The sequence below is a fragment of the Nocardioides sp. Soil805 genome (genome assembly GCF_001429625.1).
In the GTDB taxonomy this organism is placed as follows: Bacteria; Actinomycetota; Actinomycetes; order Propionibacteriales; family Nocardioidaceae; genus Nocardioides.
This window is the reverse complement of record NZ_LMSU01000002.1, coordinates 144,149-170,275: the sequence shown is the minus strand read 5'-3', so window position 1 is coordinate 170,275 and position 26,127 is coordinate 144,149. Positions and strand designations below refer to the sequence as shown.

At 73.0% G+C, this 26,127-nt stretch carries 24 protein-coding genes; 16 read left to right on the top strand and 8 right to left on the bottom strand.

What is annotated here, in order from left to right; all coding sequences use genetic code 11:
* Positions 1–49: 49 nt before the first annotated feature.
* Together ASG94_RS11315 and ASG94_RS11310 are read right to left on the bottom strand one after the other, a co-directional pair.
* The gene (locus ASG94_RS11315; RefSeq protein ID WP_056926576.1) at positions 50–745 is read right to left on the bottom strand and encodes a GAF domain-containing protein; all 696 of its coding nucleotides are present in this window, start codon (positions 743–745) and stop codon (positions 50–52) included.
* A 100-nt stretch (positions 746–845) separates the two neighbouring features.
* The gene (locus ASG94_RS11310) at positions 846–1,541 is read right to left on the bottom strand and encodes a GAF and ANTAR domain-containing protein (RefSeq protein ID WP_162260806.1); all 696 of its coding nucleotides are present in this window, start codon (positions 1,539–1,541) and stop codon (positions 846–848) included.
* Positions 1,542–1,755: 214 nt separating this feature from the next.
* Between ASG94_RS11310 and ASG94_RS11305 the strand changes: the two genes are divergently transcribed.
* From ASG94_RS11305 to ASG94_RS11295, 3 genes are read left to right on the top strand one after another with little or no spacing between them, the layout of a single operon-like run.
* Entirely contained in the window at positions 1,756–2,397 is a 642-nt protein-coding gene (locus ASG94_RS11305) for a hypothetical protein (protein WP_156411556.1), read from the top strand.
* A 4-nt stretch (positions 2,398–2,401) separates the two neighbouring features.
* Positions 2,402–3,100 carry a response regulator transcription factor gene (locus ASG94_RS11300; protein ID WP_056926573.1) on the top strand — a complete coding sequence of 233 codons (699 nt, stop codon included), beginning with the start codon at positions 2,402–2,404 and terminating at the stop codon, positions 3,098–3,100.
* Positions 3,097–4,488 carry a sensor histidine kinase gene (locus tag ASG94_RS11295; protein ID WP_056926572.1) on the top strand — a complete coding sequence of 464 codons (1,392 nt, stop codon included), beginning with the start codon at positions 3,097–3,099 and terminating at the stop codon, positions 4,486–4,488. The genes ASG94_RS11300 and ASG94_RS11295 overlap by 4 nt, the downstream gene beginning before the upstream one ends.
* 149 nt (positions 4,489–4,637) lie before the next feature.
* Here the strand turns inward: ASG94_RS11295 and ASG94_RS11290 are convergent, their stop codons facing one another.
* The 6 genes from ASG94_RS11290 to ASG94_RS11265 all read right to left on the bottom strand — a co-directional run bounded on the left by ASG94_RS11290 (position 4,638) and on the right by ASG94_RS11265 (position 13,354).
* Positions 4,638–5,912: an anthranilate synthase component I family protein gene (locus ASG94_RS11290; protein ID WP_056926571.1), complete on the bottom strand. Its 1,275-nt coding sequence runs from the start codon at positions 5,910–5,912 to the stop codon at positions 4,638–4,640.
* Complete coding sequence (locus ASG94_RS11285; protein WP_056926570.1) at positions 5,909–6,484, bottom strand: anthranilate synthase component II; 576 nt, start codon at positions 6,482–6,484, stop codon at positions 5,909–5,911. The genes ASG94_RS11290 and ASG94_RS11285 overlap by 4 nt, the downstream gene beginning before the upstream one ends.
* Positions 6,485–6,509: 25 nt before the next feature.
* Positions 6,510–8,255: a sulfatase-like hydrolase/transferase gene (locus ASG94_RS11280; protein WP_156411555.1), complete on the bottom strand. Its 1,746-nt coding sequence runs from the start codon at positions 8,253–8,255 to the stop codon at positions 6,510–6,512.
* 96 nt (positions 8,256–8,351) lie between these two features.
* Complete coding sequence (locus tag ASG94_RS11275) at positions 8,352–10,253, bottom strand: anthranilate synthase family protein (protein WP_056926568.1); 1,902 nt, start codon at positions 10,251–10,253, stop codon at positions 8,352–8,354.
* 44 nt (positions 10,254–10,297) lie between these two features.
* Positions 10,298–12,490 carry a HelD family protein gene (locus tag ASG94_RS11270; protein ID WP_056926567.1) on the bottom strand — a complete coding sequence of 731 codons (2,193 nt, stop codon included), beginning with the start codon at positions 12,488–12,490 and terminating at the stop codon, positions 10,298–10,300.
* A 117-nt stretch (positions 12,491–12,607) separates the two neighbouring features.
* On the bottom strand, positions 12,608–13,354 hold the full coding sequence (locus ASG94_RS11265; protein ID WP_327152779.1) for an enoyl-CoA hydratase-related protein: 747 nt from the start codon (positions 13,352–13,354) through the stop codon (positions 12,608–12,610).
* Here ASG94_RS11265 and ASG94_RS11260 point away from each other — a divergent pair.
* The 13 genes from ASG94_RS11260 to ASG94_RS11200 all read left to right on the top strand — a co-directional run bounded on the left by ASG94_RS11260 (position 13,353) and on the right by ASG94_RS11200 (position 26,075).
* Complete coding sequence (locus tag ASG94_RS11260) at positions 13,353–14,966, top strand: molybdopterin-dependent oxidoreductase (RefSeq protein ID WP_082624132.1); 1,614 nt, start codon at positions 13,353–13,355, stop codon at positions 14,964–14,966. The genes ASG94_RS11265 and ASG94_RS11260 overlap by 2 nt on opposite strands.
* Before the next feature lie 239 nt (positions 14,967–15,205).
* Positions 15,206–15,874: a fasciclin domain-containing protein gene (locus ASG94_RS11255; RefSeq protein ID WP_056926565.1), complete on the top strand. Its 669-nt coding sequence runs from the start codon at positions 15,206–15,208 to the stop codon at positions 15,872–15,874.
* Positions 15,875–15,911: 37 nt separating this feature from the next.
* Positions 15,912–16,535 carry an ECF RNA polymerase sigma factor SigK gene (gene sigK / locus ASG94_RS11250; RefSeq protein WP_056926564.1) on the top strand — a complete coding sequence of 208 codons (624 nt, stop codon included), beginning with the start codon at positions 15,912–15,914 and terminating at the stop codon, positions 16,533–16,535.
* Entirely contained in the window at positions 16,532–17,239 is a 708-nt protein-coding gene (locus tag ASG94_RS11245) for an anti-sigma factor (protein WP_056926563.1), read from the top strand. Before sigK ends, ASG94_RS11245 begins: the two co-directional genes overlap by 4 nt.
* Positions 17,236–19,272: an FAD-dependent oxidoreductase gene (locus tag ASG94_RS11240; RefSeq protein WP_056926562.1), complete on the top strand. Its 2,037-nt coding sequence runs from the start codon at positions 17,236–17,238 to the stop codon at positions 19,270–19,272. Before ASG94_RS11245 ends, ASG94_RS11240 begins: the two co-directional genes overlap by 4 nt.
* A complete protein-coding gene (locus ASG94_RS11235) occupies positions 19,269–20,627 on the top strand; it encodes a class I SAM-dependent methyltransferase (protein ID WP_056926561.1) in 1,359 nt (452 codons plus the stop codon). The genes ASG94_RS11240 and ASG94_RS11235 overlap by 4 nt, the downstream gene beginning before the upstream one ends.
* Complete coding sequence (locus tag ASG94_RS11230; protein ID WP_056926560.1) at positions 20,627–21,937, top strand: SAM-dependent methyltransferase; 1,311 nt, start codon at positions 20,627–20,629, stop codon at positions 21,935–21,937. The genes ASG94_RS11235 and ASG94_RS11230 overlap by 1 nt, the downstream gene beginning before the upstream one ends.
* Positions 21,931–22,722, top strand: coding sequence for a DUF1295 domain-containing protein (locus tag ASG94_RS11225; RefSeq protein WP_056926559.1), 792 nt, complete (start codon positions 21,931–21,933; stop codon positions 22,720–22,722). Before ASG94_RS11230 ends, ASG94_RS11225 begins: the two co-directional genes overlap by 7 nt.
* 88 nt (positions 22,723–22,810) lie before the next feature.
* Positions 22,811–23,422: an RNA polymerase sigma factor gene (locus ASG94_RS11220; protein ID WP_082624131.1), complete on the top strand. Its 612-nt coding sequence runs from the start codon at positions 22,811–22,813 to the stop codon at positions 23,420–23,422.
* Positions 23,419–24,369 (top strand): hypothetical protein, encoded by a 951-nt coding sequence (locus ASG94_RS11215; protein ID WP_056926558.1) that lies wholly within the window; start codon positions 23,419–23,421, stop codon positions 24,367–24,369. Before ASG94_RS11220 ends, ASG94_RS11215 begins: the two co-directional genes overlap by 4 nt.
* 86 nt (positions 24,370–24,455) lie before the next feature.
* Positions 24,456–25,007, top strand: a complete 552-nt coding sequence (locus tag ASG94_RS11210) for a protein-L-isoaspartate O-methyltransferase family protein (RefSeq protein ID WP_056926557.1) — start codon at positions 24,456–24,458, stop codon at positions 25,005–25,007.
* A gap of 152 nt (positions 25,008–25,159) precedes the next feature.
* Entirely contained in the window at positions 25,160–25,606 is a 447-nt protein-coding gene (locus ASG94_RS11205) for a helix-turn-helix domain-containing protein (protein WP_235537240.1), read from the top strand.
* A 10-nt stretch (positions 25,607–25,616) separates the two neighbouring features.
* The gene (locus ASG94_RS11200; protein WP_056926556.1) at positions 25,617–26,075 is read left to right on the top strand and encodes a VOC family protein; all 459 of its coding nucleotides are present in this window, start codon (positions 25,617–25,619) and stop codon (positions 26,073–26,075) included.
* The last annotated feature ends 52 nt before the right edge of the window (positions 26,076–26,127 follow it).

Here is a 26,127-nt window from a genome sequence, read left to right as displayed (position 1 = left end):
ACCCCGGCCCCGCGGGCTCCATGCGCCGCTCGACGGGGCTCCCCGCGCGTCAGGTGCGGTGGATGTTGATGATGACCAGGGCGGCCTGCACCACGCTGATGCCGGCGCGCGCAGCCGCCAGCACCAGTCGTGCCCGCGCCGCCTCCACGTCGAGCTCCTCTCGCGCGGCGAGGATCCCGATGCCCACCTCGAGCGCCTGCTGGTCGCGCAGCTGCTGTGGTGCCCTCTCGGCCCGCAGCCGGGTCTCGAAGGCGAGGTCGGCGTTGGTCACCGCACCGGAGGCGGAGGCCCCGAGCGCCGAGGCCAGGTCGTTGTGGTGACCCATGAACGCGTCGGCCGAGGAGGCGTACAGGTTGATGCCGCCGACCACGCGCCCGCGCTCCACCACGGGGAGGGACAGGCTGCTCGCCACCCCCGCGGCCGCGCTGGCCTGGGCGAAGAGGGCCCACCGGTCCTCGTCGAGGAGCTCCTCGACCGCCTCCACCCGGTGCGCGTTGTCGTGGACCGCCTGCACGCAGGGTCCGCCGTCGAGGTACTGCATCGCGTCGATCTCGGCCAGCGGGAGGCTGGACGCCACCAGGGTGAAGGTGAGGTCCTCGTCGTACAACGTGAGGCTCAGCCCGACGCACTCCGGGATGATCCGCGCTGCCGAGTCGCCCATGGTCATCAGCGACCGCTCGAGCTCCGGGTCGGCCAGGCTGAGGTACTCGTCGAGCGCTTCCTGCGTGTGGGGAAGGAAATCCATCAGCCCCCCTCGGGCGTCGTCGGCTTCCGTCCCTCATCATCATCCGCGTCCGGCACCGGGGGACGCCACACCCGTGGGGACGAGACGGACCCGCCGTGGGTCAGGGCTCCTCGTCGAGGCCGAGCTGGAACTCGCGGACCACCTCGGCGGCCACGTCGCGCAGCTTGACGTTGCCGTGCGAGGAGGCGCGGACGAGGAAGGCGAAGGCACGCTCCTCCGAGGTGCGGTAGCGGTGCATCAGCAGGCCCACGGCCACGCCGATCCGCTGGCGGCTGCGCATCCCCTCCTGCAGCTGGTCGATGGCGCGCGCCTTGCCCATCGCGAGGGCGGCCTGCGCGGCGAACAGGTCGGCCGCCTGCGCGCTGGCGTCGTCGAGGCCGTCCTCCTGCTCGGAGTAGATGTTGAGCGAGGACCGCCCGTTGCGGTCGGCGTGCAGCCGTACGCCGATCTGCGCCCGCAGGCCGCGTTCGTGCGCCTCGGCCGTGTACGACGGCCAGCGCCGCTCGGTGCCCACGTCGGGGACGTGCACGATGGTGTCCGCCTCGGCGGCGAAGACGCACGGGCCCTCCCCCAGGCGGTGCTGCAGCGAGTCGAACTCCCGGACCCGGTCACTGGTCGCGGCCAGCGTGTCGAGGCGGCCGTCGGGATGGGCGAGGGAGACACCGACGTGGTCGGCGCCCGGCACCGACAGCTGGGCGGTGCGCACGATCTCGGTGAGGGTCTCCTCGAGCGAGGAGACCCGGTTGAGGCTGCGGGCGGCGTGGGCAAGGGCTTCTGCCAGCACGTCATCAGGCATGGGAAGGCGTCCTTCGGGTGACGGCGTCGAGCAGGATCGACGCAGCATCAGAAGGCCGCTTCTGGACCGGCGGCAATCCTAGGACACGCGGAGCCGGACCCTCACCGGGGCAGGACCAGCGTCCGGGCCGCTCCGGACCGGACGGGCCGGGCGACAGGTGCCGAGGTGACTTCCGGCCCGGTACGCCGCAGCGTGGCGTCCCTAGGTTGGGAGCATGAGGAGTGGCGCGCCCCGCCCGCCCGTCCCGTCGCCGGCGGTGGCCGTCCTGGACGTGCTGGGCAAGGTCGTGCTGGCGGGGTTCCTCCTCGCCGTCCTCGTCGATCCGTCCTGGGGCAACCTTGAGGGCAAGGCCCCCACCGCACGGGCCCTGACCTACCCGATGCTCGCCTTCGCCGTCCCCGTCTGGTGGCACGCGTACCGCCCGGCCCGTCCCTACCCGTGGCTGGCGGACCTGCTGCTCACCTACACGGCGTTCAGCGACGTCCTCGGCAACCGCGTCGACCTCTACGACACCGTCGCGTGGTTCGACGAGTGGATGCACGTCACCAACGTCGCCTGCGTCGCGGCGGCCCTCGTGCTCCTCACGCTGCCCAGCACGTCGAGCGGCTGGGCGGTCCTGGCCGGCTCGGTGGCGCTGGGCATGACCGCCGCCCTGGCCTGGGAGCTCTTCGAGTACGTCGCCTTCGTGACCCGCTCGCCGGAGATGCCGACGGCGTACGGCGACACGCTCGGCGACCTCCTGATGGGCTGGTGCGGCACCGTGCTGGCCGCGGCGCTGGTCCACCACGCCTGGCGGCACCACCTGACCGCGTCCCCGGAGATCTCAGCGCAGGCTCAGGCTCGACTGGCAAGGTAGGGCTGTGCCGGACACACCCAAGCCTCGCGTGCTGGTCGTCGACGACGACCGGGCCGTGCGCGACTCGCTGCGCCGCTCGCTGGAGTTCAACGGCTACGACGTCGCGCTGGCCTCCGACGGTGCGGAGGCGCTGGCGGTGCTCGGGTCCAGCCACCCCGACGTGGTGGTGATGGACGTGATGATGCCGCGCCTCGACGGGATCGAGACGACGCGCGCCCTGCGGGCCGCGGGCAACGACGTCCCCGTGCTGGTGCTCACCGCCCGGGACGCGGTGGGCGACCGGGTGGAGGGGCTCGACGCCGGTGCCGACGACTACCTCACCAAGCCCTTCGCCCTCCAGGAGCTGCTCGCCCGACTCCGCGCGCTGCTGCGCCGCGTCGTACCCGTCGAGGACGCCGCGGAGGAGACGCTGTCCTTCGCCGACCTCACCATGGAGGTGGGCTCGCGCGACGTACGCCGCGGGGACCGGGCCATCGAGCTGACCCGCACGGAGTTCACCCTGCTGGAGATGTTCCTGCGCCGGCCGCGGCGGGTGCTCGAGCGCTCCTTCATCCTCGAGGAGGTGTGGGGCTACGACTTCCCGACCAGCGCCAACTCGCTGGAGGTCTACGTCGGCTACCTGCGCCGCAAGACCGAGGCCGAGGGCGAGCCCCGGCTGATCCAGACCGTGCGCGGAGTGGGCTACGTGCTCAAGGAAGCATGAGCAGCCTCGCCGGCTGGGACGACAAGCGGTGGCACTACCGCCGCTCGCTCGCGTCCCGCGTCGCCGTCCTCACCACGCTCGCCGTCGCCGTGTCGATCGCGGCGATGTCGCTGGGCGCCTTCATGGTGATGCGGATGCAGCTGCAGGGCAGCCTCGACGAGTCGTTGCTCGACCGCGCCGAGAAGGCCGCCAAGTACACCGCGCTATCGCAGATGACCGAGCGCAAGGTGCCGTCCTGGATGCTGGGGGCGGCCGACGTGCGGATCGCGTTCATCACCGCGGGCGGGGCCGTCGTCACTGCCGACGAGGGGCCCCAGATCGTCCTGGGCACGCCGGAGCACGACGTCGCCGTCGGCCGCCGGCAGGAGTCGGTGCGCACGATCGTGACGGCCGGCGGCGTGGAGTACCGCGTCGCCACCGTCCCTGCCGGGCCCGACCAGGCGCTGGTCCTGGCCCAGCTGCTGTCGTCGCAGCAGCGCACCCTCGCCAAGCTCGGCACCGTCATGCTCGTCGCCGGCGGGCTCGGCGTGCTGGCCGCCGCCCTGGCCGGGTGGGCCGTGGCCGCCAACGGCCTGCGTCCGGTACGCCGCCTCACCCGCTCGGTGGAGCGGATCGCCGTGACCGAGGACCTGGCCCCGCTGGCCGTCGAGGGCGACGACGAGATCGCCCGCCTCGCCGGTGCCTTCAACCAGATGCTGACCTCCCTGGCCGCCTCCCGCGACCGCCAGCGCCGCCTCGTCGCCGACGCCGGCCACGAGCTGCGGACCCCGCTGACCTCGCTGCGCACCAACCTCGACCTGCTGGCCCAGGCCGACACCGACGGCGGCCTCCCCGAGGAGGCCCGCCGCGAGCTGCTGGATGACGTGCGCGCCCAGATCGAGGAGCTGACCACCCTGGTCGGCGACCTGGTCGTCCTGGCCCGCGAGGACCACCCCGCCGCGATCATCGAGCCGGTCGACCTGGCCGAGGTGACCGAGCGGGCGCTGGTCCGGGTCCGCCGCCGGGCGCCCGGCGTCGACTTCGACGTACGCCTCGACCACTGGCGGGTCACCGGCGACGCGACCGGTCTCGAGCGCGCGATCCTCAACCTGCTCGACAACGCCGCCAAGTGGAGCCCCATCGGCGGCACCATCACCGTGCGGCTCATGTCCGGCGTGCTCACCATCGACGACCAGGGCCCCGGCATCCCGGCCGAGGACCAGGCGCGCGTGTTCGAGCGCTTCTGGCGCTCCGACGAGTCGAGGTCGATGCCCGGCTCCGGCCTCGGGCTCGCGATCGTGCGCCAGGTGGTGGACCGCCACGGGGGACGGGTGGCCGTCGACGACGCCCCCGGCGGCGGGACCCGGCTCACGCTGTCCCTGCCCGGCGAACAGCCGGCCCACGCCTGACGTCGCCGACCTCCCCCCTTCCTGACACCTCAGCGCCGCCGACCGGGCACTTCCTGACACCTCGGCGCCGCCGACCGGGGTAGTCCGTGACGATCGGACCCCCGGACGGCCGATTCCTGGGTCCCTTCGTCACGGACTACCCCAGCACCTCAGCGCTCGAGCGCGCGCAGCAGCCGCTCGGCCTTCCACCGCGACTCCAGCCACTCGTCCTCGACGTCGGAGCGCACGGTGATCCCGCCTCCGGTGCCCAGGGTCCAGCGCCCGTCACCCGAGGTCATCAGCGACCGGATGACGACGCCGAGGTCCGCCGGCCCGTCGCCGCTGATCCAGCCGAACGCCCCGGCGTACGCCCCTCGCGGCGTCTCCTCGACCTCTTCGATGACCTCCATCGTGCGCCGCTTGGGCGCGCCGGTCATCGAGCCCGGCGGGAAGAGTGCGCGTAGTGCCCCCACCGTCGTGACGTCGTCGCGCAGCCGGCCGCGGACGGTCGAGACGAGCTGGTGGACCGTCTCGTAGGACTCGACGTCCATCAGCACCGGCACCTCGACCGAGCCGACCTCGCTGACCATGCCGATGTCGTTGCGGAGCAGGTCGACGATCATCAGGTTCTCGGCGCGGTTCTTGGGGTCGGTGGCGAGCCCGGCGCGGAGCGCCTCGTCCTCCTCAGGGGTGGCTCCGCGCGGCGCGGTGCCCTTGATCGGCTTCGTCTCGATGGTGCGGTCGGCGCCGACCAGGGCGTAGCGCTCCGGGCTGGAGCTCAGCAGCCAGGCCCGGTGGCCCTCGACGTCGTGCTGGAGGCACCCGGCGTACGGCGCGGGGTTGAGGTCGCGCAGCCGCAGGTAGGTGGCCACGGGGTCGAGGTCGGCCTCGGTGGTCAGCCGGTAGGTCAGGTTGACCTCGTAGGAGTTGCCGGCCCGCAGGTGCTCCTGGACGCGCGCGAACGCGGCGGCGTACGCCCCAGGGACGTCACTGTGTCGGCGAGTCGGACACTGTGTGACCGTTGCAACACCCTCCCGGTGACTGAGTCCCCGCTCGAGCGGGGACTCCGCCGCAAGCACCACCCGATGCTCGAACGAGCGCACGTGCGAGGGCCGCATCCACACGGCGTCGGGCAGGTCCGGGTCCGGCCGGGCGGGCAGGTCGGGGCGGCAGGCGGCGCCGAGGTAGCCGAACCACTGCTCCCCGGGCACCATCGAGGCCTCGAGCACGGCCCAGATGTCGTCGCCGACCACGACCGACGCCCCGCCCGCGTGCCGGCGGACCTCGCGGCGGGCGGCGTCGTACGTCAGGGACACGTCGTCGTCCTCGAGCCAGCCGACGATCGAGCGCCGGCCCGACCACTCGCGGGCACCTCCCCCGTCGAGCCAGAAGCAGCGCGGGTGCTCGGCGGCCACCGAGGCGAAGGCCGCGGCCGGGTCCGTCACGGTCCCTCCAGGAAGTTCGACACGAGGTCGCGTCCGTGCTCCGACAGGATCGACTCCGGGTGGAACTGCACGCCCTCGAGCGGCAGCGTCCGGTGCCGCACGCCCATCACGACGCCGTCCTCGCTCCAGGCCGTCGCCGCCAGCACGTCGGTGGGCAGCGCGGTCACGCCGAGCGAGTGGTAGCGCACCGCGGCGAAGTCCTGCGCCACTCCCCGGAACAGCCCGCGCCCGTCGTGGCGGACGTGGGCGACCTGGCCGTGGGCCGGCTCGACCCGCTCGATCGTCCCGCCGTACGCCGTGACCAGGCCCTGCATCCCGAGGCAGACGCCCAGCACCGGACGGGTGCCCGCGAGCAGCACCTCGCGCCCGACCGCGAAGTCCGCCGGGTCGTCGGGGTGCCCCGGTCCCGGCGAGAGCAGGACGTGGGAGTGCGCGAGCACCTCGGCGGCGCCCACCTCGTCGTGCTCCACCACGCGGGGCAGCACGCCGGTCACCGACGCCACGAGGTGGACGAGGTTCCACGTGTAGGAGTCGTGGTGGTCGACCACGACGACGTCCACGGGAACAGGCACGGGAGCACGCTAGCCCCCGCTCACCTCACTGCGTCAGCGTCCGGCACGACGGCGCGACCGGCTTGTTGCCGGTGGGCTCCGCACACTGGTCCCACTGCGCCAGCTTGACCATCAACGCCTGCACCTCCGCCGCGTGCCGGGGCTGCGCGAAGGCGTTCTTCTTCTCCCAGCGGCGGTTCTTGTAGGTGTAGAACTCGTAGGCGAACGCAAAGCGATGCACGTCGGTGTCCATGTCGTAGCGGATCAGCAGGCCCGTGCGGCTGCGGACCGCGACGTAGGACGGGATCCGGTCGAGCTCGTCGCCGTTGAGCGCGGAGTCCGGGTCGAGCTTCGTCAGCGCCTGGGCGGTGTGCTCGATGAAGACGTGGTTGCGGCGCACCAGCGTGGGGTCGCCGAAGGTCGGGACGATCGACTGGCCCGAGCGGTACGCCGGGGACACGACGCCGGCGAGCTCCTCGAAGGTCGGCCCGAGGTCGAGGTTGGAGGTCAGCTCGGCCCGCGCGCCGGGCACCACGCCCGGCCCCACGACGTACAGCGGCACGTGCACGTCGGTGTCGTACGCCGTCCCCTTGCCGCGCCCGAGGCCGTTCTGGCCGAGGTGGAAGCCGTTGTCGGAGGTGAGCACGACGTAGGTGTTGTCGTCGACGAGGCGCAGGATCCGGCGCACCGTGCGGTCGACCGACTGCGCCATCATCGCGCGGTTGCGCAGGTCGGCGACGCTCTGCGCGGGCCGGAACGGGTTGGCCCGGGTGTTCCACGCGCGGGCCGGCTTGCCGTTGGCCTTGCGCGGCCGGTTGTCCTTGCGGTCGTCCCCGAAGCCGGGCAGGTCGCGCGTGGTCAGCGAGGTGCAGGCCACCGGCCCGCAGTTGCCCTTGCGACCGGCCGCCGGGCGGTCGCGGAAGGCCGGCGGGAAGACCGGGTCGCCGGGGTAGTAGGGCTTGGGCTGGGTGCGGTTGTGCGGGGCGTACGGCGCGACCTCGAGGAAGTACGGCGCGTCGTCGTCGCGGTGCGCCTTGATGAACTTCGTGGCGTAGGACTCGATGACGTTGCCGGCGTAGGCCTTGTCACGCTCCTTCTCCGGCGCGGACAGCGGCGGCGCGTCGTGGTGCCGGGCGCGCAGCCGACCCTGCCGGACGTAGGTGCTGTCGAAGTCCCAGCCGTCGTACGCCGAGCCGAAGACGACGTTGAACTGCGACCAGCCGGGCGGCATCGGCGGCAGCGCGCGACCCCGCACGTACTCGTACTCGTTGAGGTACTTGCCGACGAAGCCGGTCGTGTAGCCGGAGCCCTGGAGGGTCACGTTGAAGGACCGCTCCGGGTTGCCGTAGCCCTCGAACGCCGCGTAGCCGCCGAGCGGCATCGCGTCGAGCTGGCCGGACGTGTTGGTCCGGACGCCCGTCTGGTGGGGGTACTGCCCGGTGAAGAGGCTGGAGCGCGAGACGCAGCACAGCGAGTCGACGACGAAGGCGTGGGAGTACGACGCCCCGGCCCGCCTCATCGTGCGTGCCGAGCGCATCGTCTGCACCAGGTCCATCGAGAAGTCGTCCATCAGGACCATGACGATGTTGGGTCGCTGGGCGCGCTTGGCGGCGGGCAGGTCGGCGCCCTTGATCCCGGCCCCGGCGGCGATCGCCGGTCGCGGGGCCGAGGCGGCAGCGGACCCGGGGGCCCCGGTGCTCGGGCCGGTGGCGGCTCCGCAGGCGGTCAGGCTGGCGGCAAGGCCGGCGGTGAGGCACACGGCCGCGGCCACCGAACGTCGTACGAGCTGCAAGGACTCCCCCGTCCATGGTGATCGGTCACTGATGGTGACGCGCCCGGGGGACCATTCGTTGCCTGCCACGCCCGAGAGAAGAAATGTCTACCAAACTTATCGACTATTGGCGAGCAGGCCACGCACGAGGTCGTGGATGAGGTCGTAGCCGTTCTCGGTGAGGATCGACTCGGCGTGGAACTGGATGCCGCGGAAGTGCGGCCCGGTGACCTGGTGGACGTCACCGGTGGCCTCGTCGCGCTCGACGCTCACCCCCGCCGGCAGGGCGTCCGGATCGGGGACGCGGCCGACGAAGGTGTTGTAGAACCCGACCCGCTCGGTGCGCCCGGCCAGCGAGATCGGCGACTGGGTGCCCTGGAAGACGATGTCCTTGAAGTCGAGCGGGATCCCGAGGCGGTCGCACAGGGTCTGGTGGCCCAGGCACACCGCCAGGAACGGCTGGCCGCTGGCGAGCACGTCGTCCACGGCGCGACGGAAGGCCGCGATCTTGGGGTGGTCCCCGTCGCGCGGGTCGCCTGGGCCGGGACCGATGACGACGAGGTCGGCACCCGCGAAGGCGCCGGTCGCGTAGTCCTCGTGGCGCACCACGGTCGAGGTCATCCCGAAGACGCCGAGCACGTGGCGCAGCATGTTCACGAAGTCGTCCTCGCCGTGCAGGATCACCGCACGCTGCCCCGCCAGCGACGGGTCCGGCGGCGCGCCCTCCTGGTCGGTGAGCCAGAAGCGGCTCAGCCGCTGGTTGCGGGTGCCGAGGGCGAGCAGGACGTCCTCGTCGCGGGTCAGCGCCGCGATCTCCTCCGCCGGCGCGCTCGCGCGAGGGACCAGGCCGAAGGCGCCGAGGATGCCGCCCGCCTTGGCGTGCGTCTCGGCCACCTCGTACGCCGCGTCGGAGTCGCGCACGAGGGTGGCACCGGCCGTCACCTTGAGCCGGCCGTCGAGGTCGACGTCGGCGGTGCGGATCAGGATCGGGCTGTCCATGGTGGGCCGCCCGGAGGCGTCGCGACCGAAAAGCGCGAGCGCGGCGGCGTAGTAGCCGCGGCCCTCCGACTCGTACTCGGCGATCAGCCGGCAGGCGTTCTCCACCGGCGCGCCGGTGACGGTGGCGGCGTACATCGTGTCGCGCAGGATCTCGCGGGGGTCGCGCTCGCTGCGCCCGGCGAGGAGGTACTCCGTGTGCACGAGGTGCGTCATCGGCTTGAGGAACGGCCCCAGCACCTGTCCGCCCTCGTGGCAGACGTCGCACATCATCTTGAGCTCCTCGTCGACCACCATGAAGAGCTCGAAGACCTCCTTCTCGTCGGCGAGGAAGTCGAGCAGCCGCGGCTTGAGCGTCTCGGGGTCGCCGCCGACGCGGAAGGTCCCCGAGATGGGGTTCATCCGCACGTCCTGGTCGCGCACGCTCACGTGCCGCTCCGGAGAGGCCCCGATGAGGTAGCGGTCCCCGGTGAAGAAGCAGAAGGTCCAGTAGGCGCCGCGCTCGTGCTCGAGCAGGCGGCGCAGCACCGACAGCGCGCGCTCCACGCTCCAGTCGGCGACGACCGCGCGGTAGTGGCGCCCGATGACCAGGTTGGCGCCCTCGCCCTGCCCGATCTCGTCGCGGATGATCGACTCGACGACGCTCGCGTAGTCCTCGTCGGAGGTCTCGAAGCCGCCCCGGTCGGAGATCTCGATGTCGGCTGTCGGCAGCGCCGCGACGAGGTCGTCGACGCCCACCTCGTGCTCGACGTCGATGTCGACCACGACGAGCGGGGTGCCGTCGTCGATGGCGTCGAAACCGCGCTCGCGCACCTGCCGGAACGGCAGCGCGACGAGCCGGTCGGCGACCTTGCCGTGCTCGGGGACGCCGGTCTCCAGCGGGATGTCGAGGATCGACTCGACCTCGGTACGCCGCCCGGCCACCAGCCCGGCGGTGCGCTCGGCCTTGCGGCGGATCACCGCCCACGCCTCGTGCCCCTGGATCTCGTCCAGGAGGTCACGTACGGCGGGGGCGTCGGTCATGGCCGAAACCCTACGGTCCGTCCACGTGGCCGGATCGGGGTGTCTCAGCCGACCGTGGTCAGCAGCTGGGTGGCGCGGGTGAGCACCACGTAGAGCGTCGCGCGCCCGGTGGCGGACTCGTCCTCGATCTCCTGCGGGCGCACCACGACGATGCCGTCGAACTCCAGGCCCTTGGTGTCGAGACCGGTCAGCACCACGACGCGGTCCTCCCCGCTCGGCGCGACCGAGGAGTCCACGGCCGCGCGGGCGCCCCGGGCGTCGTCGGCCAGCTCGGGCCACGACGCCAGCCAGGCGTTGACCTCCGAACGCCGGGCCACGGGCACCACGACGCCCACGGTGCCCTGCACGGTCGCGGCGATCTCGCTGACGGCAGCACGGGTGGCGGACTCGAGGTCCGGGGTGTCCGGCAGCTCGCGCGGGGCCTCGCCCGTGCGGCGTACGGCCTCGGGGAGGTCGGCGTCGAGCCCGACCCGACCGGCGTACGCCGCGGCGAACTCGTAGATCTCGGCCGAGTTGCGGTAGTTGGTCGAGAGGTGGAACTCGTGGAGCTGCTTGCCCTCCAGCGCCTCGGCGCGGGCCGCGGCGCTCTCGGCCGGCACCGGCCACGACGACTGCGCCGGGTCGCCGACGATCGTCCAGCTGGCGGTGCGACCCCGGCGGCCGACCATCCGCCACTGCATCGGGGTGAGGTCCTGCGCCTCGTCGATGAGCACGTGCGCGAAGCCGTCGTCCTCGATGCGGTGCGTGGGCGGGGCCCAGGCGCGGCCGGTCGGGGCGTACTCGCGCTCGGAGGCGGTGGTGAGCTCCTGGAGGTCGACCCCGCCCTCGGTGGCGGTGACGGTGTCGTCGCGATCGTGGTCGGCGTCGGTGCGCAGCGGCACGTCGCCGAGCAGGTAGCGCAGCTCGTCGAGCAGCGCGACGTCCTCGACGGAGAGCCCGCCGCCGGTCCAGGACTTGCTGAGCAGGCGCTGCTCCTCGGGCGTCACCACGCCCTCGCCGACCCGGGCCAGGACCTCGGGGTCCGCCAGCCAGCCCAGCACGGTGGGCGCGTCGAGCGGCGGCCACCAGGCGCTGGCGAAGTCGACGAAGGCCGGGTGGGAGAGCATGTCGTCGTTGAAGGCCTCGCGACCCCGCTCGCGACCGCGCTCGCCGCGCACCTGGCGCCACATGGCGTCGAGCAGGGCGTTGGCCACCCGCGGCAGCTGGCGGTTGCGCCGGCCCTGCGACATGAGCTGGCGGCGTACGCGACCCAGGACGCCCCGGTCCAGGACGATCCGGTCGTCGCGCCAGAACACGCTGAAGTCGGTCGGGCTGCCGGGCGCCTGCTGGCGCGCGATGCGCCGCATCAGCTCGGCCATGCGGGCGGCGCCCTTGACGTCGGCGACCGCCGGCTCGTCGTGGCGGGTGGCGCGGACGCCGTCGACGACCTCGCCGAGGCTGCGCAGGGCGACCGCGGTCTCGCCGAGGCTGGGCAGCACCCGCTCGATGTAGCGCATGAAGACGCCGCTGGGACCGACGACGAGGACGCCGCCGGACTCGTAGCGGCGGCGGTCGGAGTAGAGGAGGTACGCCGCGCGGTGCAGCGCGACGACCGTCTTGCCGGTGCCCGGTCCGCCGGAGATCGACACGACGCCCTTGCCGGGCGCGCGGATCGCCTTGTCCTGCTCGGCCTGGATGGTGGCGACGATGGAGTGCATGCTGCGGTCGCGGGCCCGGCTGAGCTGGGCCATCAGGGCGCCCTCGCCGACGATCGGCAGGTCGGCCCCGGAGGACTCGAGCGCCTGGGCGTCGAGGAGCTCGTCCTCGACCCCGACGACGGTGCGGTGGTCGGCGCGCAGCACCCGGCGCCGGATCACGCCCTGCGGCTCGGCGGCCGTCGCCTGGTAGAACACCGCGGCCGCGGGGGCGCGCCAGTCGATGAGGAGCGAGTCGCGCTGGGAGTCGCGCAGGCCGATCCGGCCGATGTAGCGGGGCTCGGTGTCGATGGCCCCGTCGAGGTCGAGGCGGCCGAAGACCAGCCCCTCGTGGGCGGCGTCGAGCTGGGCGATCCGCTTGGCGGCCTGGAAGACCATCGCGTCGCGCTCGACGAGCCCGCCCTCGTGGCCGAGGCGGCCGCGGCCGTGGCCCTCGGCGGCGAGCTCCTTGGCGCTGCGGGCGCTCGCCTCGAGCTGGACGTAGACGCGGTCGACGTACTCCTGCTCGGCCGCGATCTCGCGGCGCTCGAGCTCTTCGCTCACTCCGGCTTCCCCCTGTGCACGTGCATCCGTCCCCATCTGCCGTCCGGGGGACGACAGACGTTCAAGACTACTAGGCCGCGGCCGTGGGGGAAGAAGTGACGAGACGTCCCGGACGCCTTACTTCCCGCGGCTGAGGAAGGCCGTCATCGTCTCGCGGGCCTCGTCGCTGGCGAAGAGGGTCGCGCTGAGGGCGGCCATCTCCTCGCCGCGCTCGTCGATGCGGCGGACCAGGTCGGCGTTGAGGATCCGCTTGGACTCCCGCAGCCCCTGGGCCGCGCCGGTCGCCAGGCTGGCGCACACCTCGTCGACGCGGGCGTCGAGCTCGGCCGCCGGGACGCTCTGAGTCACCAGTCCGTACGCCGCGGCGTCGACGCCGGTGAAGACCTCGCCGCCGAGGGTGGTCAGGGCCGCGGCGCGCGGGTTCATCCGGTGGTGCACGGTCAGGCTGATGATCGCGGCGGCCAGCCCGAGCTTGACCTCGGTGAGCGCGAAGGTCGCCTCGTCGGCGCTGATCGCGATGTCCGCGGCGGCGATGATGCCGATCCCGCCGGCCCGGACGGCGCCGAGGTTCTTGGTGACCACCGGCTTGTCCAGCGTCACCACGAGGCGCTGGAGGTCGACGATGCGCCGCGCCCCCGCCTCCATGCCCTCGGAGGTCGCCTCGCCCAGGTCGGCGCCCGAGCAGAAGACCTTGCCGGAGCTCTCGATCAGCACCACCCGGACGTCGTCGTCGGCCCCGGCCCTCTCGAGGTGGCCGAAGAGCTCGGTCACCAGCTGCCTGCTCAGGGCGTTGCGGTTGTGGGGCGAGTCCAGGGTGATGGTCGCGACGGCGTCCGCGACGGCGTAGTGCACGAGCTCGGTCATGGCCGCCATCCTGCACCAGACCCATCCACACGGCCCCGGGCACCGAACACCTGACGTGCTCACCCGACTGCTCCAGGCCCTGTACGGCGTCCTCGCCACCCTCGTGGGGATGGCCGCCGCCCACCTCGTCGCCGCCCTGACCGTGCCCGCCGCCTCCCCGGTGCTGGCCGTGGGCTCCACGGTCATCGACCTCACCCCCACCCCCATGAAGGAGTGGGCGATCCGCACCTTCGGCACCGCCGACAAGGCGATCCTGGTCGGCTCGGTGCTCGTGGTCGTGCTCGTCCTGGCCGGCGTGGCCGGGATCGTGGCCGCTCGACGGCTCACCCTCGGGATCAGCATGCTGGTCGGGCTCGCCGCGGTCGCGGGCGTCCTCGCCCTGCTGCGGCCCAGCGCGGGCGCGCTCGACCTGGTGCCCAGCGCGGTGGCCGCCCTCGTGGGCGCGCTCACCCTGGCGGGGCTGTACCGGTTCGCGAGCCCCGCCGCCACACCCGCCGACACCACGACCGCGCGCGCCGGGACCACCGACCACGCCGAGCCGGCCGGCGCGTCCGCGTCGCGGCGTACCGTCCTGATCGCCACCGGCGGCGCCGCCCTGGCCGCGGCCGCCATCGCCGGGGCGGGGCGCTGGGTGTCCGAGGTCCGCCTGCGCGGCACCGACATCGCGCTGCCGACGGCCGCCGAGAAGGCCGCCGCCCTGCCCGGCGGCCTCGAGGAGCGGGTGCCCGGGATCTCCGCGTTCCGCACGCCCAACTCCGACTTCTACCGCGTCGACACCGCTCTGACCGTGCCCGCGATCGACGTCGACTCGTGGTCGCTGACCATCGACGGCGACGTCGAGAAGGAGGTCGAGCTGTCCTTCGACGACCTCGCGGGCATGCGCGTGGTGGAGCGCGACATCACCCTGACCTGCGTGTCCAACGACGTGGGCGGGCCCTACATCGGCGCCGCCCGCTGGCTCGGCGTACCCCTCCAGGACGTGCTCGACAAGGCCGGCGTCGACTCGACCAAGGCCGACCAGATCCTGTGCACCGACGTCGACGGCATGACCATCTCGGTGCCGCTCAAGGTCGCCCTGGACGGACGCGACGCCCTGCTCGCCCTCGGCATGAACGGCGAGCCGCTGCCCCGCGAGCACGGCTTCCCGGTCCGGATGGTCGTCCCCGGGCTCTACGGCTTCGTCAGCGCCTGCAAGTGGATCACGAAGATGACGCTGACGACGTACGACGAGCAGGAGGCCTACTGGACCGAGCGCGACTGGGCCATCGACGCGCCCATCAAGCTCTCCAGCCGCATCGACACCCCCAAGCCGCTCTCGGACAGCAAGCCCGGAAAGACGTTCATCGGCGGCGTGGCCTGGGCCCAGGGCGTCGGCATCCAGGGCGTCGAGGTCCGCATCGACGGCGGGCCATGGCAGAAGGCCGAGCTTGGCCCGGACGCCGGCGACGACTACTGGCGCCAGTGGTTCTACGAGTGGGACGCCGAGCCGGGCCAGCACTTCGTGGCCAGCCGCGCCACCAACAAGGACGGGGACGTCCAGACAGCCGTCCGTGCGACGCCCTTCCCGGAGGGCTCGAGCGGCATCCAGGAGATCGCGGTCAACGTCGGCTGAGTCGTACGACCGCCGTACGCCTGCATACGACGCAGCACGACGCCGTCCACGACGGTGCGCGGTCCCGTGGGACCTGGGCCTCAGGGGAGCCCAGGTCCCATTCCTCATTTCGTCTTCAACTTTCTTCGCACTTTTCCCGATCGGCACCAATCCACCCCGCGGGCGGTGCCGAACCATCCCCGTAAACCCTCCCGGGGACCCCCACGGCCCCGGAGCCACTCACGAAAGGCAGTTCCCTCATGAACCGCATTGCTCGCACGTCCGGTCTGGCCGCACTCGCCCTGACGATGTCCCTCGGCATGGCTGCCTGCGGTGGTTCCGACGAGGCCGACTCCGCCTCCGACGAGACCACCAGCAGCGCCTCCGAGACCCCCATGGAGTCCGAGTCGCCGATGGAGGAGGAGTCCACCGACGCGATGGGCGCCGCTGACGGCACCTTCGGCGAGGGCTGCGCCGCCATCCCCGCGGACGGAGCCGGCTCCTTCGACGGCATGGCCACCGAGCCGGTCGCCACCGCCGCCTCCGCCAACCCGCTCCTGAAGACCCTGGTCGCCGCGGTGACCAAGGCCGGCCTGGTCGACACCCTCAACTCCGCCGAGGGCATCACCGTCTTCGCCCCGACCGACGACGCCTTCGCCAAGATCCCGGCGAAGACCCTCGACAAGGTCCTCGCCGACAAGAAGACGCTCACGGCGATCCTCACGCACCACGTCGTGCCGGAGACCCTGACCCCGGACAACCTGGCCGGCACCTTCGACACGCTCAACAAGGACGAGCTGGTCGTCGAGGGCGAGGGCGAGATGTTCACCGCCGACGCCGAGGAGCAGGCCAACATCATCTGCGGCAACATCCAGACGGCCAACGCGACGGTCTACGTCGTCGACACCGTCATGATGCCCCAGATGTGATTGTCGGATAAACGACGGCTAGGCAAGGATCACTGCTGTGGACCACATCAGAGCCGTACCTGACGGGGCGCCCTCACCGGGCGCCCCGTCGGGGGCCGCCCCCGCCGACACCACCGCCGGCGAGCTCGCCACCCTGCTCCAGCGATCCAGCCGGGGCGACGAGGGTGCGTTCGCGCAGGTGTACGACGCCACGTCGTCGCGGGCCTACGGGCTCGCGCTGCGCGTCGTACGCAACCCGGCACACGCGGAGGAAGTGGTCCAGGAGGCCTACCTCGACGCCTGGCGCAGCAGCACCCGCTACGACCCCGCTCGCGGCAGCGCCCTGGGCTGGCTGCTGACGATCGTGCACCGCAAGGCCGTCGACCGGGTCCGCTCGGCCGAGGCCGCCACCCAGCGGGACGCGACCTACCACCGTGAGACACAACCGGTCGACCACGACCAGACGGCGGAGGCCGCCCACGCCTCGTTGGAGGCCCAGCGGGTGCGCGGGGCCGTCTCCACCCTGACCGCAGTACAACGTGAAGCGGTCGAGCTCGCCTTCTTCGGCGGGTACACGCACACAGAAGTGGCAACGATGCTCGACGTACCCGTCGGGACCGCCAAGACCCGCATCCGGGACGGACTCATCCGGTTGCGTGACGCTATGGGAGTTGGGTCATGAACGACATCCACCAGTTGACCGGCGCCTACGCGCTGGACGCGGTCGACGACATCGAGCGGGCGCGCTTCGAGCAGCACCTCGCCGAGTGCGAGGACTGCCGCACCGAGGTCGCCTCGCTCCGCGAGGCCGCCGGCCTGCTCTCCGAGACGACCCTCGCGACCCCTCCCCCGGCCCTGCGCGACTCGGTGCTGGCCGGCATCTCCCAGGTCCGTCCCCTGCCTCCCGTGGTCGAGCGCACGCCGGTGGTGCAACGGCGCTGGTTTCCCTTCCTCGTCGCCGCTGCGGTGGTGGCGATCCTCGGTGTCGGTGCGGCCTTCTGGCAGCCCTGGACCGCCTCGCAGGACGGCTCGCTGACCGCCGCCGAGCGCGTCCTCAACGCTCCCGACGCCCACTCCGTGGCCGTCGACCTCGGCAAGACGGGCAAGGCGACCGTCACGCTCTCGGAGTCCGTCGGCAAGGCGGTCATCACCACCGAGGACATGGCCCCTGCCCCCGAGGGCAAGGTCTTCGAGCTGTGGCTGCAGTCGCCCGAGGGCGACATGGTCCCGGCCGGCCTGATGCCCCCGGGCGAGGACAACCAGATGGTGCTCGAGGGCGACGCCGCCTCCGCCACCGCGGTCGGGCTGACGGTCGAGCCGGAGGGCGGCTCCGACGAGCCGACGCTCCCGCCGGTCGCCCTCTTCGACTTCTCGCAGGCCACATGAGCCACCCCGCCCCGCGACGCATCGCCGTCGTCGGCTCCGGCGTGTCCGGACTGACCGCGGCGTACGTCGCCTCCCGCACCGCGCACGTCACCCTCTACGAGGCCGACGACCGTCTCGGCGGGCACGCGGACACCCACGTGGTGCCCACCGACGACGGCGACCTGCGCATCGACACCGGCTTCATCGTGCACAACCGCCGGACCTACCCGACGCTGCTGCGCCTGTTCGCCGAGCTCGACATCGCCACCCAGCCGTCCGAGATGTCGCTGTCGGTCTCCGACGCGGAGACCGGCGTCGAGTACGCCGGCGCGCTGGGCGCCCGCGGCCTCTTCCCGACCCGGGCCGCGGTCACCTCGCCCGCACACTGGCGGATGCTGGCGGAGATCCCGCGCTTCCACCGCCGGGCGCGGGCCGTGCTGGCCGCCTCGGGCTCCGCGTCCGACGACGCCTACGACAGCAGCCAGGACCAGACGCTGCGGGCCTTCCTCGACGAGGGCGGCTTCAGCGCGCACTTCGTGCGGCACTTCATGGAGCCGCTGGTCGCGGCCGTCTGGTCGTGCGACCCGGCGACCTCGCTGGACTACCCGGCGCGCTACCTCTTCACGTTCCTCGAGCACCACGGGATGCTGGGCATCTTCGGCTCCCCCTCCTGGCGCACCGTCACCGGCGGGTCCGGCACCTACGTCGCCGCCGTCGCGCGGCACCTGCCGGAGATCCGTCTCGGCACCAAGGTCACCTCGGTGCGCGAGACCCCCGACGGCGTCGAGGTCACCGACGGCAACGGCGAGACCGCGTCGTACGACGCCGTGGTGGTCGCCACGCACCCGTCGCAGGCCCTGAGCATGCTCGAGGACCCGACCCCGCTCCAGCGCGAGGTCCTCGGCGCGATCCCCTACTCCCCCAACACCGCGCTGCTGCACACCGACACCTCCCTGCTGCCGGAGGCGACGGGCGCGCGCTCGTCGTGGAACTTCCAGCGTCCCCTCGACGCGACCGGCGGCGTGACCGTGACCTACGACCTCACCCGGCTGCAGCGGCTGCCCACGAGCACGCACTACCTGGTGACCCTCGGCGGCGACCACCTCGTCGACCCGGCGACCGTCATCGACCGGATGGAGTACGAGCACCCCCTCTACACCCCCGAGTCGGTGGCCGCCCAGGCCCGGCTCCCGGAGATCGACACCGACCGGGTGGCGTTCGCCGGGGCCTACCACGGGTGGGGCTTCCACGAGGACGGCGCGCGCTCCGGGCTGGCCGCGGCCACCCGGCTCGGCCTGCCGTGGGTGCGTCCGGAGCGGGCCGCCCCGGTCCGGCCGGGCCGCTTCGAGACCACGATCCGGCACACGCGCCGTACGCCCATCGATCGCAGCTTCGAGCACCGCTCGACGATGTGGCTCGTCGACCTCGACGACCTGCCCGACCACGGTCGGCTGGCGCGCTTCGAGGCGCGCGACCACCTCGGCGACCCCGCCGGGACCCTGCGCGGCAACGTCGAGTCGTTCCTCGCCGACAACGGCGTCTCCCTCGGCGCCGGCCGCGACGGCCGTCCCGCCGGGCGGATCCTGATGGCCGCCCACGCGCGCTCGCTGGGCCACTGCTTCAACCCGATCAGCGTGTTCTGGTGCTTCGACGACACGGGCGCGCAGGCGGCAGTCGTGGTCGAGGTGCACAACACGTACGGCGACCGGCACGCCTACCTCGTCCACCCCGACGAGCAGGGGCGGGCCCGCACCGACAAGGCGATGTACGTCTCGCCCTTCCACGGCGTCGACGGCTGGTACGACATCGCCGTACCGATCCCCACCGACCGCCTCGACGTGGCCGTCACCCTGCGCGGGCACGACGCCGCCGAGGGTGACTCCGCGCCGTTCAGCGCGTCCCTGACGGGCACGCGCAGCGACGTGCCGCTGCGCCGCACGGTGGGGGCGACCCTGCGGGGGAGCCTCCTCATCCGCACCCACGGCATCTGGCTGTGGGCCCGGCGCCTGCCCGTCCGTCCCCGTCCGACCCACCACCAGGAAGGTGTCCGATGACGCTCGACAACGCGCCCACCGCCGACGTCGACCAGGCCGCCGCCGCCGACCGACTCCCCTCCCTCGAGCCGCTGCGCCCCGGCCCCCGCACCGTGGTCTCCGCCGCGGTCGCCCGCAAGCTCTTCCGTGCCGCCGTACGCCGCCTCGCGGTCACCGTCGTCGAGGAGCCCACCGGGCTCACCGTCGGCCGGGGCGGCCCGGTCATGCGCATCCACCGGCCCGACGAGTTCTACGCGCGGCTCGGCCGCGACGGCCTCATCGGCTTCGGCGAGTCCTACCTGACCGGGGCCTGGGACGCCGACGACGTCGCCGGCTTCCTCACCGTCCCCGCCGCGCGGATCGCCACCCTGGTCCCCGGGTCGCTGCAGAAGCTCCGGTCCCTGGTCACGCACCGCACGCCGAGCCACCACGTCAGCACCGAGGACAACAGCCAGGCCAACATCTCGCACCACTACGACCTGTCCAACGACCTCTTCGCGCTGTTCCTCGACGAGACGCTGAGCTACTCCTCGGCGCTCTTCGACACCTCCCTGGTCCGGACCCGCGACGCGGCGGCCGACACCGATGACTTCTGGGTGGCCGCGCCGCCCGAGGGCGCCGAGGGCAACGACCCGCGCCGACACACCCCCGACTTCGCCGCCGCGCAGGGGCACAAGATCGAGCGCCTCCTCGACGAGGCCGGCGTGACCGAGGGCTCCCGGGTCCTCGAGATCGGCACCGGATGGGGAGAGCTGGCGATCCGCGCCGCCCGCCGCGGCGCAGAGGTCCACTCGATCACCCTGTCGGTGGAGCAGCTCGAGCTCGCCGAGCAGCGGGTCGCCGAGGCCGGGTTCGCCGACCGGGTGCGGATCGAGCTGCTCGACTACCGCGCCCTCGGCGCGGACGGCGCGACGTACGACGCCGTGGTCTCGGTCGAGATGATCGAGGCCGTGGGCCACGAGTTCTGGGGCACCTACTTCCGGACCATCGACCGGGTGCTCGCCCCCGGCGGCAAGGTGTCCATCCAGGCGATCACCATGCCGCACGACCGGATGCTGGCCACCCGGGGCACCCACACCTGGATCACCAAGTACATCTTCCCGGGCGGCTTCCTGCCCAGCACCGAGGTCATCGACCAGATCACCCGCGACGAGACCGACCTGCGGCTCACAAGCCGGCTGTCCATGGGCAGCCACTACGCCGAGACGCTGCGCCGCTGGGACGAGACGTTCCTCGCCCGGCGCGACGAGGTGCTCGCCCTCGGGTTCGACGACCTCTTCACGCGGATCTGGCACTTCTACCTCGCCTACTCGCAGGCCGGCTTCGCCAGCGGTTACATCGACGTCCAGCAGATGACCTTCGGCCGGGAGGCCTGATGACCACCACCGCCACCCCCACGCAGACGACGACCGGCATCGCGCAGCGCCTCGCCGAGGCCGCCCGCCCGTTCCTGGCCGGCGACCTGCCGGTGCGGCTGCAGGTGTGGGACGGCTCGGTCGCCGGCCCCGAGGACGCCCCGCTGGTCGTGCTGCGTTCCCCCGACGCGCTGCGTCGCCTGCTGTGGCACCCGGGCGAGCTCGGGGCTGCGCAGGCCTACGTCACCGGCGAGCTCGACGTCCCCGCGCAGGACGGTTGGGACCTCGACTCCGCCCTCACCCACGCCTTCGCCGTGGGTGCCGAGCGCGGCCTGTCCGGTCCTCGGCTGTCACCGCGTGCCCTCGTCGACGCGCTGCGCGCCGCCGCGGGCCTCGGCGTGCTGGGCCGCCCGCCCGCCCCGCCCGCCTCGCAGGCGCAGATCAAGGGCCGGCTGCACACGCTGGGTCGCGACCGGTCGGCGATCAGCCACCACTACGACCTCTCCAACGAGTTCTACTCGTTGATCCTCGAGCCGCAGATGGCCTACAGCTGCGGCTACCACGCCACCCCGGACACCACGCTCGAGGAGGCGCAGCGCGCCAAGCTCGACCTCGTCTGCACCAAGCTCGGCCTCGAACCGGGCATGCGGATGCTCGACGTGGGCTGCGGCTGGGGCTCGCTCTCGCTGCACGCCGCCGAGCACTTCGGCGCGCAGGTCACCGGCGTGACGATCGCTGCGGAGCAGAAGAAGTTCATCGACGCCCGGATCGCCGAGCGCGGGCTGCAGGACCGGGTCGAGATCCGCCTGCAGGACTACCGCGAGGTGCCCGAGCGCGACCACTTCGACGCGGTCGGCTCCCTCGAGATGGGTGAGCACGTCGGCCAGGCCAACTACCCGACGTACGTCTCGGTGCTGCAGCGCTCGGTGCGGCCCGGCGGCCGGGTGCTGGTCCAGCAGATGTCGCGCCAGGGCCGCAACGGGGGCAAGCACCCCGGCGGCGGCCCGTTCATCGAGTCGTTCATCGCCCCGGACATGCACATGCGCCCGGTCGGCGAGACGGTCGCCATGATCGAGGCCGGCGGGCTGGAGGTGCGCGACGTGCACGGGCTGCGTGAGCACTACGTGCTCACCGTCCACGGCTGGCTGGAGCGCTTCGAGGCCAACCTGCCGCGGCTCACCGAGCTGGTCGGCGAGGAGGTCGTGCGGGTCTGGCGGCTCTACCTCGTGGGCGGGGCGATGGCCTTCCGCGACGGCCGGATGGGCGTGGACCAGATCCTCGCCGTGCGCCCCGGCGCCGCGCACACGCTGCCGCCGGTGCGCGCGTGGTGACAGCCGCCCTCATCGCGCTGGCCGCGGTGGCGGTGGTCATGGGGATCACCGTGGTCGTCAGCCGCCGGATCGGCCGGGTGGCCGTCGTCGACGTCGCTTGGGGCCTGATGTTCGTCGCGGTCGCGCTCGCGGTCGCCGTGTGGTCGACCGACTGGCACTCCTGGCTGCTCGCCGGACTGGTGACCGTCTGGGGCGGACGCCTCGCGTGGCACATCTTCAAGCGCTCGCGCGGCCACGGCGAGGACCCGCGCTACGCCGCCCTCCTCGGTGACGGCGGCTTCTCGCTGGCCGTGCGCAAGGTCTTCCTCGTCCAGGCGTTCGCGGCCCTCGTCATCTCGCTGCCGCTGGTGGTGGCCGGTGCGTACGACGTCCGCTGGACGTGGCTCGTCGTCCTCGGCGCGATCGTGTGGCTGGTCGGGCTCGTCTTCGAGTCGGTCGGCGACGCCCAGCTGGCGGCGTACAAGGCCCTGCCCAAGGAGACGAAGCCGCCGGTCATGGACCGCGGGCTGTGGCGCTACACGCGGCACCCCAACTACTTCGGCGACGCGTGCGTCTGGTGGGGCATCTGGCTCGCCGGCGCCCTCGCCACCGGCTGGCTGCCCGGCCTGCTCACCGTGGTCGCGCCGATCGCGATGACATACTTCCTGGCCTTCGCGACCGGGGCGCGGCTGCTGGAGCGGACCATGATGCAGCGGCCCGGGTACCCGGAGTACGCCGCGCGGACGTCGATGTTCGTGCCACTGCCGCCCCGCGGCGAACAGGTGGAGCCGCCGCGCGGGGAGTAGATCCGGCCGCCTCACCCGCGCGGCCCTGCTGGCAAGAACCCGTCAACCGCGGGACACGGCGTACGGGCATGCGGTAGAACCGACGCCCGTGGCCCTGTCCGACCCCCTCGACGAGCACCTCGAGCGGATGCGTGCCGGCGACGAGGCCTCGCTGCGGACGGTGTACCGGCAGGTCCACCCGCCGCTGCTGCGCTACCTGACGGTCCTCGTCGGCCCCGACGACGCCGAGGACGTGGCCAGCGAGGCGTGGGCCGAGGCGTTCCGCGACCTGGACCGGTTCGCTGGTGGGGCCGACAGCTTCCGGGGCTGGCTCACCACGATCGGCCGCATGCGAGCGCTCGACCACCTGCGCCGACGCCGGCGCCAGCCCCGCTCCGACGTGCAGCTGGACGACCTGGTCGACCGGCCGGACGACACGGACGTGGAGGCCCTCGTGCTGGCGACCCTCGGCACCGAGGCCGCCCTGGGCATGGTGTCCGGCCTGCCCATCGACCAGGCGGAGGCGATCATGCTGCGGACCGTGCTGGGCTTCGACGCCCCGACGGCGGCCCAGATCCTCGGCAAGCGTCCGGGGGCCGTGCGCAGTGCCACCCATCGTGGGCTCCGATCCCTCTCCCGTCGCCTCGAGACGGCGTCCGAGAACTTTTCTGCGGCGACCCGTGACACTTCGGCGGTGCTCGACGCTGAAGGACCGAGATGACCCACCGCCACCCGTCCCGCCGCGACGCCGACCGCATCGTCGATGCCCCGGCCGAGTCCGACCTCCCGGTCGGGCGCGCACTCGAGGCGCTGCGCGCGCCCGGCGGAGCCGGCGAGCTGCTGCGCGAGGACGCCGCGGTGGCCGCGTTCCATGCCGCCCGTCTCTCCACCCCGGCCCGCGCTGCTCGCGCGGCGAGCCCAAGCCCGGTCTCCCGGGCCGCAGCGCTCCGGGCCGTCGCCGCCACAGGCCTGGTCGTCGCCCTGACCTCCGGTGGCTTCGCGCTCGCCGCGACCGGTCACCTGCCGGACCTGCCCGACCTGGCGTCCGGCACGGCCACCACCGTCGCCGCCGAGCGCACGGCCTCGCCCGGCGGGACCGAGACCCCCACCGCGCCCGGGACCACGGGCACCGGGACCACGGGCACCGGGACGACCGCCCCCGACTCGACTGCGCCAGAGACGTCTGCGCCAGAGTCGTCTGCGCCCGGGTCAGGAGCGGACTCCGAGGGCGCCACCGCCGAGCCCGACGAGACGGCCACCGAGGGCGGCACCACCGCACCGGCGCCCACGCCCGAGCTGAAGGGCCTCTGCACGGCGTTCCAGGCCGGCGCCGCGTCCGCCCACGGCAAGGCTCTCGACAGCGCCGCGTTCACCGTGCTGGTCACCGCTGCCGGCGGCAAGGAGGCCGTGGCGGCCTACTGCGTGACGCTGGTCGGCGAGCCGAAGGCGACCGGCAAGCCCAGCGCCCCGCCGTCCACCAAGGCCACCGCGAAGCCGACCGGCAAGCCGAGCGCCAAGCCCACTCCGACCACGAAGCCCACCCCCGCCGCCCCCACCGGCAAGCCGGCCACGGTCCCGTCCCCCACGGGACAGGGCAAGCCCTCCGGGGCCGGGAAGCCCGGCACGCCCGCGGGCACCGGACAGCCGGAGACCGCCGGCAAGCACTGAAGTCTTTTCTCCCACCCCCCGGCGAGACGGCCACCCCTTCCCCCGAGGGGTGGCCGTCTCGTGCCGTCCGGGCCAGACTCGAAGCCATGGACGCCGTCGAGGCCGCCTTCGCCGCCCACCCGCGGGTGGGGTTCCTGCCCGCGTCGGTGCGGCGGCGGGCCGCGCACGACGGCCCGCTGCGCATCGCCGCCGGGCAGACGAACTCCCAGCCCCGCACGGTCGACGCGATGCTGCGCCTCCTGGAGGTCGAGCCCGGCCAGCGGGTGCTCGACGTCGGGTCCGGCTCGGGCTGGACCACGGCGCTGCTGGCCCACCTGGTCGGCCCCTCCGGCGAGGTCGTCGGGGTCGAGCTCGAGCCCGAGCTGGTGACGTTCGGCTCGATCCGCCTGGCCGCCACGTCCCAGCCCTGGGCGCGGATCCAGCAGGCCACCCCGGACGTGCTCGGCGACCCGGACCACGCGCCGTACGACCGGATCCTGGTCTCGGCCGAGCCGCGCTCGCTGCCGCCCGAGCTGGTGGACCAGCTCGGGCCCACCGGGCGGCTGGTGATCCCGGTCGCCGGGTGGATGACCCTTGTCGCCATGCCCGGGCCGGTGGTGACCGAGCACGGGCCCTACCGGTTCGTGCCGCTGCGCTGACGGCGCTGCGGCCAGCACAACCGAGGCAGTTCGCGGGCCGCGCGGCCGCTCCACGCCTGGGGATCGGCGTCGCGGCGGCGAACTGCCTTCGCTGTGTCACGTCTCGGTGGCAGCGACGGACGGCGCGCCCGACCGGCAGTAGGTTCGTGCCCGTGCAGCTGAGCCCCCGCGAGGACCTCAACCGGCGGATGCTGCGCGCCCGCGACGAGATGGACCGCCGCTACGCCGAGCCGCTCGACGTACCGACGCTCGCGGCGATCGCGCACCTGTCGGCGTCGCAGTTCGGGCGGGTGTTCAAGGAGGTGTACGGCGAGACGCCTCACCGCTACCTCCAGCGGCGCCGGGTCGAGCGGGCGATGACGCTGCTGCGCCAGACCGACCGCCCCGTGACCGAGGTGGCGTGGGACGTCGGCTTCGCCAGCCTCGGCACCTTCAGCCGGACCTTCTCGACCGTGGTGGGCTGCTCGCCGTCGGAGTTCCGGGCCAGGCACGCGCCGGTGCACGTGCCGTCCTGCTTCATCGCGGCATGGACCCGGCCCCGGGAGAGCGCGTCAGGGACAGTGGTTTCGGAGAAGCGGACCGGCCCCGACGCTGGCTAGCGTCCTCGTCATGACCACCAACCACATCACCTCCGTCCGCATCAAGTCCCTCCCCGTCCTCGACCAGGACGAGGCGCTGGACTTCTACTCCACCCACCTCGGCTTCGAGGTGCGCGACGACATCGACCTCGGCTTCATGCGCTGGCTCACGATCGCACTGCCCGGCGGCGAGCAGCTGCTGCTCGAGCTCGTCGGCGGCCCGCAGCACGACGAGTCGACGGCCGCCCAGGTCCGCGATCTCGTCACCAAGGGGGCGATGGGCGGGCTGTTCCTGGTCAGCGACGACGTGCACGCGACGTACGCCGCCCTGCGCGACGCCGGTGTCGAGATCAGCCAGGAGCCCGTCGAGCAGCCGTACGGCGTCGACTTCGGCGTCCGCGACCCCTTCGGCAACCACATCCGCATCAGCCAGCCCAACGAGGCCCCGCAGGAGGTCATCCAGGAGCGGTACGACGCCGCGAAGGCCTGACGGTCGGCGCGCCGGGCGTGCGTGGGGAACCGGATCGGCGTCGGCAGCACGC

Coding starts and splice junctions, on each gene's coding strand:
- ASG94_RS11315 (WP_056926576.1), bottom strand. CDS start 745: ATGGATTTCCTTCCCCACACGCAGGAAGCGCTCGACGAGTACCTCAGC.
- ASG94_RS11310 (WP_162260806.1), bottom strand. CDS start 1,541: ATGCCTGATGACGTGCTGGCAGAAGCCCTTGCCCACGCCGCCCGCAGC.
- ASG94_RS11305 (WP_156411556.1), top strand. CDS start 1,756: ATGAGGAGTGGCGCGCCCCGCCCGCCCGTCCCGTCGCCGGCGGTGGCC.
- ASG94_RS11295 (WP_056926572.1), top strand. CDS start 3,097: ATGAGCAGCCTCGCCGGCTGGGACGACAAGCGGTGGCACTACCGCCGC.
- ASG94_RS11275 (WP_056926568.1), bottom strand. CDS start 10,253: ATGACCGACGCCCCCGCCGTACGTGACCTCCTGGACGAGATCCAGGGG.
- ASG94_RS11260 (WP_082624132.1), top strand. CDS start 13,353: ATGGCCGCCATCCTGCACCAGACCCATCCACACGGCCCCGGGCACCGA.
- ASG94_RS11265 (WP_327152779.1), bottom strand. CDS start 13,354: ATGACCGAGCTCGTGCACTACGCCGTCGCGGACGCCGTCGCGACCATC.
- ASG94_RS11255 (WP_056926565.1), top strand. CDS start 15,206: ATGAACCGCATTGCTCGCACGTCCGGTCTGGCCGCACTCGCCCTGACG.
- ASG94_RS11245 (WP_056926563.1), top strand. CDS start 16,532: ATGAACGACATCCACCAGTTGACCGGCGCCTACGCGCTGGACGCGGTC.
- ASG94_RS11240 (WP_056926562.1), top strand. CDS start 17,236: ATGAGCCACCCCGCCCCGCGACGCATCGCCGTCGTCGGCTCCGGCGTG.
- ASG94_RS11235 (WP_056926561.1), top strand. CDS start 19,269: ATGACGCTCGACAACGCGCCCACCGCCGACGTCGACCAGGCCGCCGCC.
- ASG94_RS11230 (WP_056926560.1), top strand. CDS start 20,627: ATGACCACCACCGCCACCCCCACGCAGACGACGACCGGCATCGCGCAG.
- ASG94_RS11215 (WP_056926558.1), top strand. CDS start 23,419: ATGACCCACCGCCACCCGTCCCGCCGCGACGCCGACCGCATCGTCGAT.
- ASG94_RS11210 (WP_056926557.1), top strand. CDS start 24,456: ATGGACGCCGTCGAGGCCGCCTTCGCCGCCCACCCGCGGGTGGGGTTC.
- ASG94_RS11200 (WP_056926556.1), top strand. CDS start 25,617: ATGACCACCAACCACATCACCTCCGTCCGCATCAAGTCCCTCCCCGTC.